General features: G+C 71.1%; 19 protein-coding genes. 12 read left to right on the top strand and 7 right to left on the bottom strand.

Features of this window, described 5'->3' with window-relative positions; translation table 11 throughout:
• Positions 1 to 53 precede the first annotated feature (53 nt).
• A complete protein-coding gene (locus ABIC53_RS08655) occupies positions 54 to 1,391 on the top strand; it encodes a carbohydrate ABC transporter permease (RefSeq protein ID WP_112613531.1) in 1,338 nt (445 codons plus the stop codon).
• Positions 1,391 to 2,362 carry a carbohydrate ABC transporter permease gene (locus ABIC53_RS08650; RefSeq protein ID WP_112613533.1) on the top strand — a complete coding sequence of 324 codons (972 nt, stop codon included), beginning with the start codon at positions 1,391 to 1,393 and terminating at the stop codon, positions 2,360 to 2,362. The genes ABIC53_RS08655 and ABIC53_RS08650 overlap by 1 nt, the downstream gene beginning before the upstream one ends.
• A 36-nt stretch (positions 2,363 to 2,398) precedes the next feature.
• On the opposite strand, the gene ABIC53_RS08645 is transcribed toward ABIC53_RS08650, so the two are convergent.
• Positions 2,399 to 3,094, bottom strand: a complete 696-nt coding sequence (locus ABIC53_RS08645; RefSeq protein ID WP_354451125.1) for a DUF305 domain-containing protein — start codon at positions 3,092 to 3,094, stop codon at positions 2,399 to 2,401.
• A complete protein-coding gene (locus tag ABIC53_RS08640; protein WP_112613535.1) occupies positions 3,091 to 3,795 on the bottom strand; it encodes a thioredoxin-like domain-containing protein in 705 nt (234 codons plus the stop codon). The genes ABIC53_RS08645 and ABIC53_RS08640 overlap by 4 nt, the downstream gene beginning before the upstream one ends.
• 252 nt (positions 3,796 to 4,047) lie before the next feature.
• Between ABIC53_RS08640 and ABIC53_RS08635 the strand changes: the two genes are divergently transcribed.
• Genes ABIC53_RS08635 through ABIC53_RS08625 form a run of 3 tightly spaced genes read left to right on the top strand, consistent with a single transcriptional unit; the run spans position 4,048 to position 7,910 of the window.
• Positions 4,048 to 5,277 (top strand): multidrug effflux MFS transporter, encoded by a 1,230-nt coding sequence (locus ABIC53_RS08635; RefSeq protein WP_094262140.1) that lies wholly within the window; start codon positions 4,048 to 4,050, stop codon positions 5,275 to 5,277.
• 58 nt (positions 5,278 to 5,335) lie between these two features.
• On the top strand, positions 5,336 to 5,995 hold the full coding sequence (locus tag ABIC53_RS08630) for a phosphatase PAP2 family protein (RefSeq protein ID WP_282502197.1): 660 nt from the start codon (positions 5,336 to 5,338) through the stop codon (positions 5,993 to 5,995).
• Between the two features lie 10 nt (positions 5,996 to 6,005).
• Positions 6,006 to 7,910: a helicase HerA-like domain-containing protein gene (locus tag ABIC53_RS08625; RefSeq protein WP_502915519.1), complete on the top strand. Its 1,905-nt coding sequence runs from the start codon at positions 6,006 to 6,008 to the stop codon at positions 7,908 to 7,910.
• Positions 7,911 to 7,951: 41 nt separating this feature from the next.
• Here the strand turns inward: ABIC53_RS08625 and ABIC53_RS08620 are convergent, their stop codons facing one another.
• Positions 7,952 to 9,427, bottom strand: coding sequence for an MFS transporter (locus ABIC53_RS08620; RefSeq protein WP_282502198.1), 1,476 nt, complete (start codon positions 9,425 to 9,427; stop codon positions 7,952 to 7,954).
• 241 nt (positions 9,428 to 9,668) lie between these two features.
• On the opposite strand from ABIC53_RS08620, the gene ABIC53_RS08615 reads away from it, so the two are divergent.
• Genes ABIC53_RS08615 through ABIC53_RS08605 form a run of 3 tightly spaced genes read left to right on the top strand, consistent with a single transcriptional unit; the run spans position 9,669 to position 12,183 of the window.
• On the top strand, positions 9,669 to 11,282 hold the full coding sequence (locus tag ABIC53_RS08615; protein WP_282502199.1) for an SDR family oxidoreductase: 1,614 nt from the start codon (positions 9,669 to 9,671) through the stop codon (positions 11,280 to 11,282).
• Positions 11,279 to 11,755: a MogA/MoaB family molybdenum cofactor biosynthesis protein gene (locus ABIC53_RS08610; RefSeq protein ID WP_282502200.1), complete on the top strand. Its 477-nt coding sequence runs from the start codon at positions 11,279 to 11,281 to the stop codon at positions 11,753 to 11,755. The genes ABIC53_RS08615 and ABIC53_RS08610 overlap by 4 nt, the downstream gene beginning before the upstream one ends.
• On the top strand, positions 11,755 to 12,183 hold the full coding sequence (locus tag ABIC53_RS08605) for a molybdenum cofactor biosynthesis protein MoaE (protein ID WP_282502201.1): 429 nt from the start codon (positions 11,755 to 11,757) through the stop codon (positions 12,181 to 12,183). Before ABIC53_RS08610 ends, ABIC53_RS08605 begins: the two co-directional genes overlap by 1 nt.
• Positions 12,184 to 12,204: 21 nt before the next feature.
• Here the strand turns inward: ABIC53_RS08605 and ABIC53_RS08600 are convergent, their stop codons facing one another.
• The 4 genes from ABIC53_RS08600 to ABIC53_RS08585 are packed head-to-tail and all read right to left on the bottom strand — an operon-like array spanning position 12,205 to position 15,272.
• The gene (locus tag ABIC53_RS08600) at positions 12,205 to 12,438 is read right to left on the bottom strand and encodes a MoaD/ThiS family protein (RefSeq protein ID WP_282502202.1); all 234 of its coding nucleotides are present in this window, start codon (positions 12,436 to 12,438) and stop codon (positions 12,205 to 12,207) included.
• On the bottom strand, positions 12,438 to 12,917 hold the full coding sequence (gene moaC / locus ABIC53_RS08595) for a cyclic pyranopterin monophosphate synthase MoaC (RefSeq protein ID WP_354451121.1): 480 nt from the start codon (positions 12,915 to 12,917) through the stop codon (positions 12,438 to 12,440). Before moaC ends, ABIC53_RS08600 begins: the two co-directional genes overlap by 1 nt.
• Before the next feature lie 4 nt (positions 12,918 to 12,921).
• Positions 12,922 to 14,172: a molybdopterin molybdotransferase MoeA gene (locus tag ABIC53_RS08590; RefSeq protein ID WP_354451119.1), complete on the bottom strand. Its 1,251-nt coding sequence runs from the start codon at positions 14,170 to 14,172 to the stop codon at positions 12,922 to 12,924.
• Positions 14,169 to 15,272: a ThiF family adenylyltransferase gene (locus tag ABIC53_RS08585; RefSeq protein WP_274177461.1), complete on the bottom strand. Its 1,104-nt coding sequence runs from the start codon at positions 15,270 to 15,272 to the stop codon at positions 14,169 to 14,171. Before ABIC53_RS08585 ends, ABIC53_RS08590 begins: the two co-directional genes overlap by 4 nt.
• Positions 15,273 to 15,391: 119 nt before the next feature.
• Between ABIC53_RS08585 and ABIC53_RS08580 the strand changes: the two genes are divergently transcribed.
• The 4 genes from ABIC53_RS08580 to ABIC53_RS08565 are packed head-to-tail and all read left to right on the top strand — an operon-like array spanning position 15,392 to position 18,482.
• A complete protein-coding gene (locus tag ABIC53_RS08580; RefSeq protein WP_112613545.1) occupies positions 15,392 to 15,784 on the top strand; it encodes a TOBE domain-containing protein in 393 nt (130 codons plus the stop codon).
• A 3-nt stretch (positions 15,785 to 15,787) separates the two neighbouring features.
• Positions 15,788 to 16,573, top strand: a complete 786-nt coding sequence (modA, locus tag ABIC53_RS08575; RefSeq protein WP_282502205.1) for a molybdate ABC transporter substrate-binding protein — start codon at positions 15,788 to 15,790, stop codon at positions 16,571 to 16,573.
• Positions 16,570 to 17,406: an ABC transporter permease gene (locus ABIC53_RS08570; protein WP_354451116.1), complete on the top strand. Its 837-nt coding sequence runs from the start codon at positions 16,570 to 16,572 to the stop codon at positions 17,404 to 17,406. Before modA ends, ABIC53_RS08570 begins: the two co-directional genes overlap by 4 nt.
• Positions 17,403 to 18,482 (top strand): ABC transporter ATP-binding protein, encoded by a 1,080-nt coding sequence (locus ABIC53_RS08565; protein WP_282502207.1) that lies wholly within the window; start codon positions 17,403 to 17,405, stop codon positions 18,480 to 18,482. The genes ABIC53_RS08570 and ABIC53_RS08565 overlap by 4 nt, the downstream gene beginning before the upstream one ends.
• The last annotated feature ends 14 nt before the right edge of the window (positions 18,483 to 18,496 follow it).

The raw sequence follows: 18,496 nt of genomic DNA, 5'->3' as shown, positions 1-18,496 counted from the left end.
CTCCTCCCGTCCGTACCGCCCGGGTACGCCGCTGTACTCAGAAGGGGATCCACATGTCGCAGACGACCGTCGACAGACCCGTCGACACCGAACCTCCCACCACCACGCACGCCACCGATCCGAAGGGGCGGTCGATCACTCGGATCATCGTCGCCGCCGGATTCGCCCTGATCGTCGCCATCCTCCTGCTGCTGATCTTCACCGGATCGAGCGAGGAATCGTCGCGCATCACGATCGGGTTCTCGCTCAACAGCTTCTTCCTCTGGTTGGGCGCGATGAACCCGCTCATCCAGATCCCCGTCATCCTGGCCGTGTTCGGGCTCGTCGTGGGCATCATCCTGGTGCTCATCGAGTACGCGCCCCGCCCGGGTCGCGGCTACTTCATCATGCGGCTCGTCGCGTGCCTGGTCATCCCGGTGCTCGCCTTCCTGCTGCTGCGGCCCTACGCCAACGCCGTCCTCTACGTCGTCGCGATCGCGCTGCTCGTCGGTGCGCTGCTCTTCTTCGCGGACTTCCGGTCGCGTCAGGGCGCGGGCTATCTGTTCCAGCTCATCCTCTTCATGGCCCCGGCCAGCATCATGCTGGCGCTCGGACTGATCTACCCCGCGATCGCCACGATCTTCAAGTCGTTCTACGACAAGTCGGGCGAGCAGTTCGTGGGCCTGGAGAACTACTTCTGGGTGTTCACGAACCCGACGGGCACGGCCTCGGTCGTCAACACGATCCTGTGGGCGCTCCTCGCTCCCACGATCTCCGTCGCCATCGGCCTGGCGTACGCGGTGTTCATCGATCGTGCCCGCGGCGAGAAGGTCCTGAAGGTCCTGGTGTTCATGCCCGTCGCGATCTCGTTCGTCGGCGCCGGCATCATCTGGAAGTTCATGTACGACGCCCGCCAGGGGGAGCAGGTCGGCCTGCTCAACGCGATCGTCACGGCATTCGGCGGCGATCCGATCCAGTGGCTCGCCATCAAGCCGGTCATCAACACCCTCATGCTCCTGGTGGTCTTCATCTGGACCCAGACCGGATTCGCCATGGTGATTCTGTCGGCCGCGATCAAGGCGGTGCCGACCGAGCAGCTCGAGGCGGCGCAGCTGGACGGGACCAATGCCTGGCAGCGGTTCCGCAACGTCACGGTGCCCGGCATCCGGTCGTCGCTCATCGTGGTCCTCACGACCATCACGATCGCGTCGCTCAAGGTGTACGACATCGTGGCGGTCATGACCGGCGGTCGCGATGAGACGACCGTGCTCGGCTTCGAGATGGTCAACCAGCAGCAGCGATTCCAGAGCTACGGGCACTCGTCCGCGCTCGCTGTCGTGCTGTTCCTGTTCGTCCTGCCGCTGATCATCTACAACGCCCGATCGATGGCCAAGCAGAGGGAGATCCGCTGATGACCGTTGCAGCCCCGGCCGCGCCCGTCGACACCCGCACCAAGCGCCAAGTGGCGCGCGACACCCGCCGCAACGAGGCGATCGCCCACAAGAAGCTGACGTCGAAGGGCGCGACCATCGCGGCCGTCATCATCGCCGTCTTCTGGACGATCCCGACGTTCGGCCTGTTCGTGACGTCGTTCCGACCCGGTGCCGACACCCAGTCCACCGGCTGGTGGACCGTCTTCACCAATCCCGAGTTCACCCTCGACAACTACGCCGAGGCGCTGACGTCGGGAGGGACGTCCACGACGCTCGCGTCGGCGTTCATCAACTCGCTCGCGATCACCATCCCCGCGACGGTGTTCCCCATCGTGATGGCAGCCCTCGCCGCCTACGCGTTCGCCTGGATCGACTTCAAGGGCCGCAGTGCGCTGTTCGTGTTCGTCTTCGCACTGCAGATCGTGCCCCTGCAGATGGCCCTGGTTCCGCTGCTCAGCCTCTTCTCGGAGGGCCTGACGATCAACGACGTGCCCATCTTCCCCGGCTTCGGCCTGAACGAGGTGCAGTACAGCTTCGCCCGCGTCTGGATCGCCCACGCGATCTTCGCCCTGCCGCTGGCGACTTTCATGCTGCACAACTTCATCGCCGAGATCCCGGGCGAGATCATCGAGGCGGCGCGGGTCGACGGCGCCGGCCACGGGCAGGTCTTCTTCCGCATCATCGTCCCGCTGGCAGCCCCGGCCATCGCATCGTTCGCGATCTTCCAGTTCCTGTGGGTGTGGAACGACCTGCTGGTCGCGACGATCTTCGCGTCGCCGGGCGCGCTGCCGATCACGCAGGCGCTCAACTCGCTGTCGGGCACGTGGGGCAACCGCTGGTTCCTGCAGTCGGCGGGAACCTTCATCTCGATCATCGTGCCGCTGATCGTGTTCTTCGCCCTGCAGCGCTTCTTCGTGCGCGGCCTGCTGGCAGGTGCGACGAAGGGCTGATCGGCAGGATCGGATGCCGCTGGGGTGCGGGGGCTGTCAGCCCTCGCACCCCAGTCTTTGCTGGATCGAGCGCATCAGGTCGATCTCGGCGCTCTGCGTCTCGATGACGCCGCCGGCGACATGGACGGCCCGCGGGTCGCTGCCGAGGTCGACGAGAGCCTGCGCCATGGGGATCGCGCCCTCGTGGTGCCGGATCATGAGGCCGAGGAACGTGCAGTCGGCGGCGACCCCGGTCTCGGCATCCAGCTGCGCCAGCTGAGCGGGCGTGGCCATGCCCATCTCGGCGCGGAGCTCTTCGTCGCTCGGCTGCTGCGCTTGAGTCCCGTGGTTGTGAGCGGGGTGCCCGACCATCCACTGCATGAGGGGCGCGGTGGATGCCTGCGGCAGCCCCCACTGGACGAGCCAGTCGTAGAACTCGCCGCGCTGGCCCGCCTGCGCGGTGGCGATGTCGAACGCAAGCGTGCGGATGCCCTCATCCTCGGTCTTGCGATAGATCGTCATCGCCATCTCGATCGCCTGCGTGTGGTGCACCTGCATGTCACGGGCGAACCCGGCCTCGGGGGAGGAGCCGCCGGGAACCGACGGGGAGGTGCCGAAGGCGGAGAATCGTCCTACCGCGAATGCCGAGCCCGCGACCGCGAGGACGATGAGGAGCACCGCCCACCAGCGCAGGCCGGTGGGTGACGGGACGGGGATCTGCGCGCCCGTCTCCGCCGTGACGTCGTCCGTCACGCCTTGCCGGGGCCGTCGATCGCGCCCGAGCAGATCGCGTTCGGCTCGGGGACGTTCTGGCTGCGCCAGTACTCGGTGAAGAAGTCGCGGATGCGCTCGTCGTCGGCCGAGTCGACCTTCAGCTGCGCGTTCCAGGCGCTCACGGCGATGGGGGTGTCCATGTCGGGGTACGGCGTCAGCAGCGCGTACGTGCTCGGCATGTAGCCCTCGAGGGTCTCGATGTCGGCATCCGATACCTGGGCCGGGTCGTACGTGATCCAGACGGCGCCGTGCTCCATCGAGTGGACCGCGTTCTCGTTCGCCTGCGGCTCGGTGTAGACGCCGCAGTTGAGCCAGTACGGGTTGTGCTCGCCACCGGCCGGCGGGTTCTGCGGGTACTCGACGGTGCCCTCCACGTGCGTCGTGATGTTCTGGAACGTCTCGACGCCGGGGATCTCGCGACCCGTGCTGTTGCCGGCCTCGTACGTGACGGGCCGAGGCGCGAGGATGACCGACGCGGCGATGAGGCCCACCACGGCGACCGCGGCGGTCGAGCCGACGACCCACCACGTCAGCTTGCTGCGACGTCGCTTCGCCAGCTGCTTCTGGTACTCGGCGAGCTTGGCCTGCTTCTGCTGCTCGCGCTGCTGCTTGACGGTGAGGTTGATCTGGGCCTGGGCGGCAGGATTGCCGCTCGTTCGCTTGTCGGCGGACGGAGTCATTGCTGTGACCTCGGTTCGGGGGCAAGGGGAGTGTCGGAGCGCGCGCGGCGCGGAGCCAGCCTATGCGCGTGAATGGTGAATCGGCTGAGAGGCGCGAACGACGCGGAGCGGCGGCGGGTTACGATAGAAGGTCGCTCAAAAACGCTGCTGCCACGAAACGAAGAAGACGTGCCCGAAACTCCTCCCCATCATTCCTCCTCCGCCACCGGGGCGATCCGCACGCTGGGCTCGAACCCGGCTACCGCGCCCATCATGCTGCATCCGGGTGACGCGATCCCGACCTCACGCCGCGTCATCTACATCATCCTGCTCGGCGCGCTGACGGCGCTCGGGCCCTTCACGATCGACCTTTACCTGCCCGCCTTCCCCGCGCTGGAGGCCGACTTCCAGACGACGGCGGCGGCGATTCAGCTGACGCTCACCGGAACGATGGTCGGCTTCGCGCTGGGCCAGCTCATCGTCGGCCCGCTCAGCGACAAGCTGGGGCGCCGGGTCCCGCTGCTGTGCGTGACCGCGCTCCACGTGCTCTCGAGCACGGCCGCCGCCATCGCCCCGACCCTCGAGCTGCTGAGCGCCGCCCGGGTCTTCATGGGGATCGGCGCCGCGGCGGGCGGTGTCGTCGCGATGGCGATCGTGCGCGACCTCTTCGGCGGACGCCGGCTCGTGGTGATGCTCAGCCGACTCGCCCTGGTCTCCGGTGTCGCCCCGGTCGCCGCCCCGCTCGTCGGCTCGGGCCTGCTGACGGTCATGCCCTGGCGCGGCATCTTCGTCGTGCTCGCCGCGTACGGCGCGGTGATGCTGATCGCCTCGCTCTTCCTCGTGCCCGAGACCCTGCCCAAAGCGCGCCGCCGCGACAGCGGTTCCGCCACGGTCTGGCAGCGCTACCGCAGCGTCCTGAGCGATCGCATCTTCATCGGCGTGCTGATCATCGGCGGCATGACCTTCAGCGGACTGTTCTCGTACCTGTCGTCGTCGTCGTTCCTCTTCCAGCAGACCTACGGCTTCGATCCGCAGCAGTACGGCGTCCTGTTCGCCGTCAACTCCCTCGGAGTCGTGCTGGGCGTGCAGACGGCGTCGCGGCTCGCCGCCCGCTTCGGCCCGCAGTGGGTCATGGCGGTCTCGACCGCCGTGCTCGTCATCGCGGGGGCCACCATCATCGTCACCGACCAGCTGGGGCTGGGCCTGTGGGGCACGGTCGTGCCGCTGTTCTTCTTCATCACGGCGTGCGGTTTCACCTTCCCCTGCGTTCAGGTGCTCGCTCTCGACCGTCACGGCCGAGCCGCCGGGACCGCGGCATCCCTGATCGGCGCCGTCAACTTCGGCGTCGCCGGCTTCATCTCGCCGCTCGCGGCGTGGATCTCGGGCGGCTCGGGCATCACCGCGACGACGATGGCCTCGGTGATGGCGGGGTGCGCCGTGGTGGCGGTCCTCTCGCTGTGGCTCGTCGTGCGGCCGCGCAGCGTGCCGCAGCTCTCTCCCTGATCGCTGCTCTCAGCGCAAGGGGCGGGGTCGAATCCGCCGCCGTCGACACAATGGACGGATGAACGACGCTCCGCCGACCGACCCCCGCCGACTCTGGCCGCGCCGCGCCGCCATTGGCTTCGTGCTGGTGGTGGCCGGTGCGCTGCTGGGATGGTGGCTGTTCACGCAGCTCGGCCAGCCCTTCGCGATCGACCGGTGGTGGAACGAGACGCTGCCGGCCGACCCGGGCGCGGTCGGCCTGGTGTTCGGGCTCGTGATGAACCGGATCGGCGGCACGTGGGTCGGCGTCTTCGCGATCCCGATCGCGGTCGCCGTGGCTCTGGTCCTGCTGCGACGGCCCTGGGCTGCGGGCTATTTCCTCGTGGCGTCGGCGCTGAGCGCGCTCGTGGTCCAGCTGATCAAGAACCTCGTCGATCGGTCGAGACCCGAAGACATCCTCGTGACGACGGATGCGGGCTCATATCCCTCGGGGCATACGGCAAATGCGGCCACGATCGCGATCGTCGCGATCATCCTCTTCCCGCGCGTCTGGGTCGCGTTCGTCGGAATCGTGTGGACCCTGCTGATGGCGCTCAGCCGTACGGTCGTGCACGCTCACTGGCTCTCCGACACCGTCGGTGGGATGCTGCTGGGCGCCGGCGTCGCCCTGATCGTGGCCGCCATGTTCACCGAGCAGCTCGAACGCGAGCGCCGCGCCGTGCGAGAGCGGCGGGGCTAGGCTCGCCGGCATGAGCGTCTCGCCCGACGACCCGGCCATGCCCTCCGACGACGCGATCGCCGCAGCCGATCTCGCACGACTGCGTGCGGAAGCGGAAGCCGCTGAGGCCGCGCTCGTCGCCGCCCGAGCTCGAGCCGCCCTGGCCGCCGCCGAGGCAGCTGCCGCGCGAGCCGGGTCGGCCCCGGCCGGGGACGCGGCGCCGTCGACTCCGACCGGCGAACCCGAGCCGTCGGCGGCCGGGGAAGCCGAGCCCTCCGGGGCGGCGGTTCCGCTCGACGGATCCGAGGTCGACGACATCCGCCGGGGCTACACGTTCGACGGTCCCGTCCTCGAGCTCGGGGCGCTCCTGAACGGCGAGCCGCAGCGTGATGCGCTCGTGCGGATCCCGCTGGCGATGACGAATCGTCACGGTCTCGTTGCCGGCGCCACTGGCACCGGCAAGACCCGCACGCTGCAGGTTCTCGTGGAGCAGCTCGCCGCCAACGGCGTGCCGGTGTTCGCGGCCGACATCAAGGGCGATCTCTCGGGTCTTGCCTCGGCGGGCGAGCCGAGCGAGAAGCTCCTCTCGCGAACGAGCGCGATCGGGCAGGACTGGTCGCCGCGTTCTTTCGCGACCGAGTTCCTGGCGCTCGGCGGCCGCGGGTCGGGAACGCCGGTGCGCGCGACCGTCTCCGGCTTCGGCCCGCTGCTGCTGAGCCGCGTGCTCGGACTCAACGCGACGCAGGAGTCGAGTCTCGGTCTCGTCTTCCACTACGCCGACGCGAACGGCCTGGCTCTCGTCGACCTCGCCGATCTGCGGGCGGTGCTGACCTACCTCACGAGCGATGACGGCAAAGCCGAGCTCGCGGAGCTCGGCGGACTCTCCAAGGCGACGGCGGGCGTCATCCTTCGCGAACTCATCACCTTCGCCGACGCCGGGGCGGACGTGTTCTTCGGCGAACCGGAGTTCGACGTCCGAGACCTGATGCGGACCACGGACGGAGGCGAGGGCATCGTCACCCTCCTCGAGGTGCCCGGTGTGGCCGATCGCCCGGTGCTCTACTCGACCTTCCTGATGTACCTGCTCGCGGAGCTGTTCGAGGTGCTGCCCGAGGTGGGTGACGTCGACAAGCCGGAGCTCGTGTTCTTCTTCGACGAGGCGCATCTGCTGTTCCGCGACGCGTCGAAGGACTTCCTCGCCGCGGTGGTGCAGACGGTCCGGCTCATCCGGTCGAAGGGTGTGGGCGTCTTCTTCGTCACGCAGACGCCCAAGGACGTGCCGTCCGATGTGCTGGCGCAGCTCGGCTCGCGCGTACAGCATGCGCTTCGTGCCTTCACCCCGGATGACGTCAAGGCGCTGCGCGCGAGTGTGGGCACCTACCCGCGATCGGGCTACGACCTGGAGAGGGTTCTGCAGGAGCTCGGCACCGGCGAGGCCGTCGTCACCGTCATGAACGAGAAAGGTGCGCCCACCCCCGTCGCGTGGACACGGCTCCGTGCGCCGCAGGCGTCGATGTCGCCGGCAGCGGTGGAGGACGTCCAGGCCCGGGTGGCGGCATCCGAGATCCGGCCGCGTTACGCCGAGGCGGTCGATCGGGAGTCGGCGCGCGAGATCCTCACCGCTCGCATGAACGCCGCGCAGGCGGCTCTCGATGCGGCCGAGGCCGAGGCCGCGCGCCGCAAGGCCGAGCAGGACGCCGCGAAGCTGCGGGCGAAGGCCGACGCCGCCTACGCGAAGCAGCTCGCCGCCATCCGGAAGCAGGCCGCGGCCGACGAGGCGAAGGAGCGACGCGACGACGACCGGATGCTGCGCAGCATGACCTCGAACACGCGCTCGCGCCGGAGAACGCCGGCGGAGCAGATCCTCGGCTCGCGCGCGGCCCAGGAGGTGCTGACCGGCGTCATCCGGGGAATCTTCGGCACCGGACGGCGCTGAGCACCGGACGGCGCTGACGGCGCGCCCGGGACGCGGGCGTCTCAGGGACGGATGATGTCGAGTGGCATCGTCGAGGTGTCGATGCGCGGGTCGTCGTCCTGCCCGGCGACGAGCGCCTCGGCCTCGGCGATCGTCTCGACCGTCGGCACCGACCCGAGCAGCGGCCGCTGCGCCGTCTCGCGCATCGCGAAGAGCGCGACGGCCGCGAGCGCCGAGAAGAACATGATGTAGAACGCGGGCATGTAGGTGTTGCCCGTCCACTCAATGAGCGCCTGGCTGAACAGCGGCGTCGTACCGCCGAAGAGCGACACCGCCAGGTTGTACGCGATGCCCATCGCGCCGAAGCGGGTCGCGGTGGGGAACAGCGCCGGCAGGGCGCTCGCCGAGATCGCGACGAACAGTGCGACCGGTACCGCGATGATGCCCAGCGCAATGAACACGGCCCACAGCTCGCCGATCTGCATGACGGCGAAGGCGGGGATCGTCAGGACGAGGGACGCGCCGATCGCGAAAGCGTAGATGCGACGCCGGCCGAACCGGTCGCTGAGGCGCCCGACGAACGGCAGCGTCGCCGACATGACGATCAGCACCGGCACGGTCGCCACCGCGGCCGAGAGGTTCGAGAGTCCGACCTCCTTCTCGAGGTAGGTCGGCATGTAGCTGGTCAGCGCGTAGCCGGCCGTGTTGGTCGCGGCGACGATCGCCACGGCGACCAGGATCGTCCGCCAGTGGTGGCGCAGGATGCCGCCGATGCCGTGACGAGCCATCGGGTCGTCCTTGCTGGGCGCCGCGGCCGACTCCGACTCCTGCTCGAATGCCGGGGTCTCGGGGATGCGCAGGCGGAACCAGATGGCGACGATGCCGAGCGGGATGGCGACGAGGAACGGAATGCGCCAGCCGCCGTCGACCATCGCGTCGGGGCCCCAGAGCCCCTGCGTGATGAGGGTGGTCAGCGCGACGACCGTAGCGCCGGCGGCGAAGCCGACGTACGAGCCGACGTCGAGCCATGATGCCCAGAAACCGCGCGAGCGGTCGGGGGAGAACTCGGTCACATACGTCGACGCCCCGGCGTACTCGCCGCCGGTCGAGAAGCCCTGCACCATCTTCAGCACATACAGGGGGACGACAGCCCAGACACCGATCTGCGCAGACGTCGGCAGCAGTCCGATGAGCGCGGTCGCGGTCGCCATCATCGCCATCGTCAGGAACAGGACCTTCTGGCGCCCGATCCGATCGCCGAGCGGGCCGAGCACGATCCCGCCGAGGGGACGCACGAGGAACGACACGGCGAAGCCGAGGAGCGTCACGAGAAGGCCCCAGGGGTCGGGGATGTCCTCGGCGAACACCACCGTCAGGGTCACGGCGAGGTAGCCGTAGATCCCGAAGTCGAACCACTCCATGAAGTTGCCGACGACGGTGCCCGAGATCGCGGTGCGTACCTTCTTGCGTTCGACGACGATGACGTCGTCGACCTCGAGACGTCGGCGGGCAGGCCGCTTGGTGCGCGTGCGTGACATATTCGATTCTCCTCCGGCAGCGCCGCCGGGCTCGGGTCGCCAGACGACTGTCCTTCGCTCACGGGAGCGTAGACCCCGATGCGGGGTCGTGCGCAACCTCGGGGACGGGCGTTGCGGTCCGGTGCGTCGCCGCCTATCGCGCGCGCGTGAGGCGAACGGCCCGTACGCCCGGCCGGCGACCGTCCATCCGTCACGTGTCAAGTCGTGTCGGACGGGGCCGACGGACGCCTACCGTCTGATCATGACCGAGCTGACCGCACCCACCGGACACGAGCCCGAGCTGCAGGCGCAGCCCCGACCGGACGGATCCGCCCCGCGAGCCCTCGTCCTCGGCGCCACCGGGTACATCGGCGGACGGCTGGTGCCTCGCCTCGTCGCGGCGGGGTACCGCGTGCGCGTGCTGGCACGGACGCCCGAGCGGGTCGCCAGCTTCCCGTGGGGAGACGCCGTCGAGATCGTGGGCGGCTCGGCGGACGACGCGGATGCCGTCGCCGAGGCTGTCGACGACGTGGATGTCGTCTACTACCTCATCCATTCGATGGGAGCGGGGGCCGGGTTCGAGGCGGCCGACGAGCGGGCCGCCCGCACGGTCGCTGACGCCGCGGCGGCGGCATCCGTGAAGCGCATCGTCTATCTCGGTGGCCTGCACCCCTCCGATGCGGAGCTCTCGCCGCACCTGCGCTCGCGCGTGGAGGTCGGCGAGATTCTGCTGAAGTCCGGCGTGCCCACCCTCGTGCTGCAGGCGGGGGTCGTCATCGGGTCGGGGTCGGCGTCGTTCGAGATGGTGCGTCATCTCACCGATGTGCTGCCGTACATGCCGGCGCCGAAGTGGGTGCGCAACCGCATCCAGCCGATCGCCGTGCGAGACGTCCTGCACTATCTGCTCGGCGCAGCCCGCGTCGATCCTGAGCTGAACCGTGCCGTCGACATCGGCGGTCCCGACGTCTTGCGGTACGGACAGATGATGAACGGCTATGCCCTCGAGGCGGGCCTGCGGCAGCGCGCGATCGCGGCCCTGCCGGTGCTGACGCCCGGGCTGGCCTCCCACTGGGTCAACCTCGTGACGCCGGTGCCGCGCGCCATCGCCCGCCCGCTCATCGCGTCGCTTCAGAACGAGTGCGTCATGGACGACCATGACATCGACGACATCATCCCGCAGCCCGAGGGCGGCCTGACGTCGTACCGGACGAGCGTGCGGCTGGCGCTGGGCCGGGTGGACGCCGACGAGGTCGAGACGAGCTGGCAGGACGCCGACGTGCTCGGCGCGCCGAGCGATCCGCTGCCGAGCGACCCCGAATGGGCGGGCCGCACCGTGTTCACCGACGAGCGCTCCGCCGAAACGAGCGCGTCGCCAGAGCGACTGTGGGAGGTGATCGCCGGCATCGGCGGGACGAACGGCTGGTACTCGGCTCGCGCGCTGTGGGAGATCCGCGGCTGGATGGACCGTCTCGTCGGCGGCATCGGCCTCGCGCGCGGCCGCCGCAGCCGGGGAAAGGTGCGGGTGGGGGATGCGATCGACTTCTGGCGCGTCGAGGCCGTCGAGGAGGGCCGCCTGCTGCGGCTGCGTGCCGAGATGCGGGTGCCGGGGGAGGCCTGGCTCGAGCTCAAAGTCGCACCGCGGGATGGTGGTGCCCGCTATGAGCAGCGCGCGATCTTCTTCCCGCGCGGACTGGCCGGGCGGCTGTATTGGCTCGGTGTGCTGCCGTTCCACGGGCTCATCTTCACGGCGATGGCCACGCGCATCACGGAGATGGCCGAGGGGAAGGTCGAAGAGGGGCGGATCGCCGTCGAGAACACCCACGCCGACGATGACACCGCCCCCGCGGGCGCGGACGCTTCTAGGGTGGGGTCATGAGCCGCTCCGCCGTCGTCATAACCGTCTCCGACCGCTCAGCGCGCGGCGAGCGTCCGGATGCGGCCGGCCCGGTCGCCGTCGAGGCCTTGCGCGCCGCGGGGTGGGAGTGTGGCGATGCGGTGGTCGTCGCCGACGGAGCCGCCCCCGTCGCCGAGGCGCTGCGCGTCGCGATCGCCGACGGAGCACGCCTGATCGTCACGACGGGCGGCACCGGCGTGGCACCGCGCGACGAGACTCCCGAGGGTACCGGCGAGGTCATCGAGCGCGAGCTGCCCGGCGTGGCCGAAGAGCTGCGACGCCGCGGTGTCGCCGAGACGCCCACTGCGGTGCTCTCACGCGGACGTGCCGGGGTGGCCGGCCGAACGCTCATCGTGAACCTGCCGGGGTCGCCGCGCGCCGTGGCATCCGGCATGGACGTGGTGACGGGAATCGCCGGGCACGTCGTCGCCCAGCTCGACGGGCACGATCACTGATGGGCGAGATCCGCATCGCCCGCATCACCGCGGAGCCTCTCGACGTCTCCCAGCACCTCGAGGCCGTCGATTCATCCGCCGTCGGAGCGGTGACGAGCTTCGTCGGCACCGTGCGCGACCACGACCCGGATGCCGCGGGCACGGTCGCCGCGCTGCACTACGAGGCACATCCCGATGCCGAGGCGACGCTCCGAGCCATCGCCGAGGCGGCCCTCGGCGACCGTGACGGCATCGTCGCGGTCAGTCACCGCATCGGCGACCTCGCGGTGGGGGACGCCGCGGTCGTCATCGCGGTGGGCACGGCGCACCGGGGCGACGCGTTCGACGTCTGCCGCGAGCTGATCGAGGCGATCAAACGCGAGCTGCCGATCTGGAAGCAGCAGATCGAGGCCGATGGCACGACGGCGTGGAAGGGGATCGGCGGCTGATCGCGTCGAACCCGGGCCGTCTCAGCCGCCCGCGAAGGGCGGCAGGATGTCGACGGTGACGTCGGGGCCGATCTCGGTGGTGTCGGCGACGCGTGCGCCGTCGACGAGCACGGCGCACTTCGGCAGGATGGCCGCCAGCCCAGTGATCTCGCGCGACAACGCGTCGCGCAGGGCGCCGAGGGTCGTCTCGGAGCGATGCTCTTCGTTCCGGCCGGCGCGTTCAGCGGCGGCGGCGAAGTAGCGCACGCGGGCCATCAGGCGTCCTCGCCGGGACGTCGCCAGTCGCCGCTGCGGCCGCCGGATTTCGCGGTGATGCGGATGTTCTCGATCGAGGTCGCCTTATCGAGGCCCTTCACCATGTCGACCACGGCGAGGGCGGCGACCGAGACCGAGGTGAGCGCCTCCATCTCGACGCCGGTGCGGTCGGCGGTGCGTGCGGTCGCCTCGATCTCGATGCCGTCGTCGGTGATGTCGAGGTCGACGACGACGCCGTGCACGCCGATCACATGCGCCAGCGGAAGCAGCTCGGGGGTGCGCTTCGCAGCCTGGATGCCGGCGATGCGTGCGACGGCGAGGACGTCGCCCTTCGGCACGGCGCCGTCGCGCAGCGCTGCGACCACCTCGGGCGAGCAGCGGACGAATCCGCGAGCAGTCGCCGCGCGGACGGTCGGCTGCTTCGCGGTGACGTCGACCATGCGGGCGTGACCGGCGTCGTCGAGGTGTGTGAAGCTCATGCCCTCATCCTTCCAGCAGCACGACGTCGATGAGGTCGCCGGGCTCGACGACGGCCGTCTCCTCCGGGACGACCGCATACGCCTCGGCGAGGGCTAGTGCGCCCGCGAGGTGCGAGCCCGAGCCGCCCGGTGTCGCCGGGCGCACGGACCATCCTGCAGGGTCGGTGCGGTCGACCACCGCGGGCAGGTACTGCCGGCGACCCGGTGGCGTGCGCCAGGACTCGGCCGCGGGAAGCCGGAGCGCCGGCCGCCGCAGGTCGGAGCGGCCCTGGAGGGCGAGCAGGGCAGGGCGCACGAACACCTCGAACGACACCGCCGCACTCACCGGGTTGCCCGGCAGGCCGAAGACGAGCGTTCCCGACGGCAGGACCCCGAAGGCCTGCGGCTTGCCCGGCTGCATCGCCACCCGCGAGAAACGCAGCGCGTCGCCCAGTTCGGTCTTGACGACCTCGTAGGCGCCCGCGCTCACCCCGCCCGAGGTGATGACGACGTCCGCTCGGGATCCGCCGGTCGTGGCCGCGGCGATCTCGTGCCGGAAGGCGGCGCCGCCGTCGTCGACGTGCACGCGGCGGATGACCGTACCGCCCGCCTGACGGCTGAGCGCTTCGAGCAGCAGGCCGTTCGACTCGGGGATCTGTCCGCGGATGCGTGGGAAGCCGGGCTCGACGAGCTCGCTGCCGGTCGAGATGACGACGACGCGCGGGGACTCCGAGATGGTGACCCGGGCGATGTCGGCGGCGGCGAGGGCCGCCAGCTGCCGCGGGCCGAGCAGCGTCCCGGCGTCCAGCACCGTGTCGCCGGGGCGGATGTCGTCGTGTGCGCGCCGGACGAACATGCCCCGCCTCGCGGGGGCGGTGAGCACGCGTGCGGTCGTCAGCGAATCATCGAGGCCGCCCGCGGTGTCTTCGAACGGCACGATGGTGTCGGCGCTGCTGGGCACCGGGGAGCCCGTCATGATGCGTGCGGCCTCGCCGGGGGTCAGATGCGGATCGTCCGCCGTGCCCGCCGGCAGATCGGCGATGACCGCGAGGTCGACGGGACGCTCGTCGGACGCCGTCGCGACATCGTCGAAGCGCACCGCGAAGCCGTCCATCGCCGAGTTGTCGAAGTCGGGGATCCCCCCGCGCGCGATCGCAGCCTCGCGCAGGACGCAGCCGGCGCCGTCGGCGAGCCCGGCCGTGCGGGTCGGCAGCGGGCGGACGGCGGCGAGGACGTCCGCGAGCTGATCCTCGACGGTGCGCAGCCCCCCGCTCACGACTGCCACCGTGCGAGCCCGCCCGCGAGCACGGATGCCGCGACACCGCGGCCCCGGAGGGCATCCGCAGCGCGATGGGCGCGGATGCCGTGCGCGCACACCACCACGACCCGGTCGGCACCGGCGAGGCTCGGATCAGCGAGAAGCTCGCCGAGCGGTACCAGCACCGAGCCGGGCAGCACACCGGTCGCCGTCTCGTGGGGCTCCCGCACATCGAGCACCACCGCGCCGACGGACTGCTGCGCTCGGAGCTGCTCGAGATCGACCTCGGGTGCCGCGGTCCGTCTCGGCTCTGCAGGGGGCGGAGGAACCGCGGCCGGGGACGCCGCACTCGACGCCGCGCGCAGCGGGACCTCGCGCTGGGCGCCGGTGAGGGCATCGACGACGGCCAGCCGGCCGAGGAGCGGTTCGCCGACCCCGGTGATGAGCTTGATCGCCTCGGTCGCGAGCATCCCGCCCACCGTCATGCAGAGGGACCCGAGCACGCCCACCTCGGCGCACGTCGGCAGGTCGTCCGCGCTGCCCGCGGGGTAGAGGTCGTCGAGGCCGACGGCCGGAACGCCTGCCGGCGGCGCGGTCCAGAAGACGGTGACCTGCGCGTGGAACTCCTGGATGACGCCCCAGACGAGCGGCAGCCCGAGTGCCGCGCATGCCGCGGCCACGACGGTGCGGGTCTCGAACGTGTCGGTGCCGTCGATGACGAGGTCGCTCCCCGCCAGCAGACGCGACGCGTTATCGGCATCCAGCCGCTCGCGGCGCGTCTCGATCCGGGTCTCGGGCGACAACGCGGTGGCGGCTCGGACCGCGGAGGCGACCTTCGGTGCGCCGACGTCGTCGACGCGATGGATCACCTGCCGCTGGAGATTGGCGAACTCGACCACGTCGTCGTCGATGACGGTGATCGTCCCGACCCCGGCGGCGGCGAGGGCGAGGATCACCGGCGAGCCGAGACCACCGGCACCGACGACCGCGACGCGGGCCGCCGCCAGTCGTCGCTGACCCTGGTCGCCCAGGCCCGCGAGGACGGCATGCCTCGCGGTGCGCTCGCGCTCACGATTCGACAGGGTCTCGGCGGGATCGACGAGGGGCGGCAGGGTCATGGGATCAGGCTAGACGCGCATAGGGGTAGCGGGGGCGGACGTGGGCGGGCCCGGGGCGAGCGTCCGTGGATGCGGCGGATTCGCTCCTTCTGCTCCGCAGATGCGGGTATGTTCGGCCCATGACGACGTATCGCATCTCGGAGGCGGCCCGCCTGCTCGGAGTCAGCGACGACACCGTGCGCCGCTGGATCGAGCAGGGTGTCCTTCCGGTCTCGGGTGACAGCCCGGCGAGGGTGCCCGGCGACGCGCTCGCCGCGCACGCGGTCGAGCTCGCTTCCGCCGCGGCGGACCCCTCCGACCGACTCTCGAGCGCCCGCAACCGCTTCGTCGGCCTTGTCACCCGCGTGCAGATCGACGGGGTGATGGCCCAGGTCGACGTGCAGTCGGGACCGCACCGCATCGTGTCGCTCATGTCGGCCGAGGCGGCGCGCGAACTCGAGCTCGAACCCGGATCGCTCGCGGTCGCGGTCGTGAAGGCCACGACGGTCGTGGTCGAGACTCCGAAGGACTGAGCCGTGCGCACACGACGAATCACCGTCGCCGCCCTCGCGGCTGTCATGCTCCTCCTGAGCGGGTGCGCCGCGGGCGGCGTCGCGGAGTCGGGGCCGGGCGCCGCGGAATCCGAGGTCTCGGGCGAGGTCACCGTCTTCGCTGCCGCGTCGCTGAAGACGGGATTCGACGAGCTGGCGTCGCAGTTCGAGCAGCGGCATCCCTCCGTCACGATCTCGCCCATCAGCTACGACGGGTCGTCGACGCTCGCGACGCAGCTGATCGAGGGAGCCCCCGGCGACGTGTTCGCCTCGGCCGACGAGGCGAACATGCAGAAGGTCGTCGACGCCGGGCTCGCCGCCGCCCCGGACGTCTTCGCGACGAACCGGCTCACCCTCGTGGTGCCGGCCGGGAACCCCGGTTCGATCACCGGCCTGGCAGACCTCGCCGACGCCGACCGCACCGTCGTGCTGTGCGCACAGGCGGTGCCGTGCGGCGCGGCCTCGGAGACGCTTCTCCGCGACGCCGGTGTCACTCCGAGCGTCGACAGCTACGAGCAGAACGTCACCGCGGTGCTGACGAAGGTCGCGGGCGGCGAGGCCGATGCCGGCCTCGTCTACGTCACGGATGCCGCCCTCACCGGCGATGTCGAGACGGTGGAGGTCGCCGGCGCCGAGCGAGTCGTCAACCGGTATCCGATCGCGGCGCTCGCCGACGCGCGGTCGCCCGAGGCCGCCGCGGAGTTCGTCGCCTACGTGCTGTCCGAAGACGGCCAGACGGTGCTGCGCCGTCTCGGCTTCGGGGCGCCGTGAGCGGCGATGGGGCCGGCGGTCACCGGACGACGCGCCGCAGCGCGCCGGGGTATGTGCCGCGCGTCCTTCTCGTGCCGGCGGTCGTCGGGCTCGCGCTGCTCGTGGTCCCGCTGGCCGCCCTGGTGGGCCGCGTCGACCCCACGACGGTGTGGACCGACGTCACGTCGCCCGAGGCCGGCGCGGCGCTCGCGCTCTCGCTGCAGACCGCGCTCGCGGCCACCGCTGCGTGCATCGTGCTCGGCGTTCCGCTCGCCCTGACGATCGCCCGGGCAGGCGCCCGCGGAGCGGCGGTGCTGCGAGCCATCGTGACGGTCCCGCTCGTGCTGCCCCCCATGGTCGGCGGCGTCGCCCTGCTGTTCCTGTTCGGGCGGACCGGCTGGCTGGGCGCGATGCTCGGCGAAGCCGGCATCCGCATCCCGTTCACCACCGTGGCTGTCGTGATCGCGCAGACTTTCGTCGCTCTGCCCTTCCTCGTGCTCGCGCTCGAGGGCGCACTTCGCGCCACGGGAGTCGGGTACGAGCAGACCGCCGCCGCGCTCGGGGCGGGACGGTGGCGCATCCTGTTCCGGGTCACCCTGCCGCTCGCAGCGCCCGGGCTCATCGCAGGGACCGTGCTGTGCTTCGCCCGCGCCCTCGGCGAGTTCGGCGCCACCGCACTGTTCGCCGGCAACGCGCCCGGCGTCACGCAGACGATGCCGCTGGCGATCTACACGGCGTTCAACGGTGCCGGGGTGTCGGAGGGCACGGCTGTGGCACTGTCGCTCCTCCTGCTCATCACCGCGATCGCCGCGCTTCTGCTCGTGCGGGCCTGGCGGCCGGGCGGTGCCCGATGAGTGCCCGGCTCACGGCACGCGTCCGGGTGCAGCGGCCCGGCCTCACCGTGACCGTCGACCTCGTCGCCGAACCGGGGGAGGTCGTCGCGGTCATGGGGCCGAGCGGCGCGGGGAAGACGACGGTGCTCGAGGCGATCGCGGGCCTCGTGCCGCTCGACGCGGGATCGATCCGCGTCGACGACGACGAGGTCGCGAGCCCCCGCAGGCGCGTGGCGCCGCAGCACCGCGGCATCGTGATGCTGCGTCAGGACCCCGGCCTCTTCCCGCACCTCTCGGCGCGCGAGAACGTGGCCTTCGGGCTCCGCTCTCGCAAAGAGCCGGCACGCCGGGCGCGCCTCATCGCCGACGAATGGCTCGAGCGGGTCGGGCTCGCCGGGGTCGGCGGCCGGCATCCCCGGGAGCTCTCCGGGGGGCAGCAGCAGCGCGTCGCCCTCGCCCGCGCGCTCGCGGCGCGGCCCCGCGTCATCCTGCTCGACGAGCCGTTCACGGCGCTCGATCCGGCGACGGCCGCGTCACTGCGGGCGATGCTCGGCGAACAGCTGCGGGCTGCCGGGGCGACGGCCGTGATCGTCAGCCACGACGCCCTCGATGCGGCGGCGGTGGCCGATCGGCTGGTGGTGCTCGAAGCGGGACTCGTGACCCAGAGCGGCGCCGTCCGAGAGGTGCTGCGGACCCCCGCCACGGCGTTCGGTGCTGCCATCGCGGGAGTGAACCGTGTCGTCGGCAACGTGGTCGGCCAGGGCGATGACACGGTCTGGCAGGCCGGCACCCTCGCGGTGCCCCGGCCCGGCGCGGACGGTGGTGCCGCTGCCGCTCTGTTCCGCCCGAGCGACGTCCGGCTCGAGGGGGTCGCGGCCGGCGACGGGCTCGCGCGGTCGGGGGCTGCGCCGTCGGACGCCGACCGCGTCGTGTGGCGGGCTCGCGTCGTTCGGCTCGAGCCCACCGTCGGCGGAGTCCGGGTGATCGTCTCCGATCCGCCGGCGGCGGTCGACATCCCGGTGGATCTGGCCGCGGACCTCGGCGCGGGCGGCCTCGTGCAGCTCTCGCTGCCGACCGCCGCGATCACATGGGACTGAGTGGCACGATGGGG

Source organism: Microbacterium sp. 1262, from assembly GCF_040544895.1.
GTDB classification, from domain to species: Bacteria; Actinomycetota; Actinomycetes; order Actinomycetales; family Microbacteriaceae; genus Microbacterium; species Microbacterium plantarum.
The sequence above is the reverse complement of the archived record's forward strand: the minus strand, read 5'-3'. Positions and strand labels throughout refer to the sequence as shown.

Bases quoted from the DNA above. Each gene is read 5' to 3' on its own strand.
- ABIC53_RS08655 (WP_112613531.1), top strand. From the start codon at position 54: ATGTCGCAGACGACCGTCGACAGACCCGTCGACACCGAACCTCCCACC.
- ABIC53_RS08650 (WP_112613533.1), top strand. From the start codon at position 1,391: ATGACCGTTGCAGCCCCGGCCGCGCCCGTCGACACCCGCACCAAGCGC.
- ABIC53_RS08640 (WP_112613535.1), bottom strand. From the start codon at position 3,795: ATGACTCCGTCCGCCGACAAGCGAACGAGCGGCAATCCTGCCGCCCAG.
- ABIC53_RS08635 (WP_094262140.1), top strand. From the start codon at position 4,048: ATGCTGCATCCGGGTGACGCGATCCCGACCTCACGCCGCGTCATCTAC.
- ABIC53_RS08630 (WP_282502197.1), top strand. From the start codon at position 5,336: ATGAACGACGCTCCGCCGACCGACCCCCGCCGACTCTGGCCGCGCCGC.
- ABIC53_RS08625 (WP_502915519.1), top strand. From the start codon at position 6,006: ATGAGCGTCTCGCCCGACGACCCGGCCATGCCCTCCGACGACGCGATC.
- ABIC53_RS08620 (WP_282502198.1), bottom strand. From the start codon at position 9,427: ATGTCACGCACGCGCACCAAGCGGCCTGCCCGCCGACGTCTCGAGGTC.
- ABIC53_RS08615 (WP_282502199.1), top strand. From the start codon at position 9,669: ATGACCGAGCTGACCGCACCCACCGGACACGAGCCCGAGCTGCAGGCG.
- ABIC53_RS08610 (WP_282502200.1), top strand. From the start codon at position 11,279: ATGAGCCGCTCCGCCGTCGTCATAACCGTCTCCGACCGCTCAGCGCGC.
- ABIC53_RS08605 (WP_282502201.1), top strand. From the start codon at position 11,755: ATGGGCGAGATCCGCATCGCCCGCATCACCGCGGAGCCTCTCGACGTC.
- ABIC53_RS08600 (WP_282502202.1), bottom strand. From the start codon at position 12,438: ATGGCCCGCGTGCGCTACTTCGCCGCCGCCGCTGAACGCGCCGGCCGG.
- moaC (WP_354451121.1), bottom strand. From the start codon at position 12,917: ATGAGCTTCACACACCTCGACGACGCCGGTCACGCCCGCATGGTCGAC.
- ABIC53_RS08585 (WP_274177461.1), bottom strand. From the start codon at position 15,272: ATGACCCTGCCGCCCCTCGTCGATCCCGCCGAGACCCTGTCGAATCGT.
- ABIC53_RS08580 (WP_112613545.1), top strand. From the start codon at position 15,392: ATGACGACGTATCGCATCTCGGAGGCGGCCCGCCTGCTCGGAGTCAGC.
- ABIC53_RS08565 (WP_282502207.1), top strand. From the start codon at position 17,403: ATGAGTGCCCGGCTCACGGCACGCGTCCGGGTGCAGCGGCCCGGCCTC.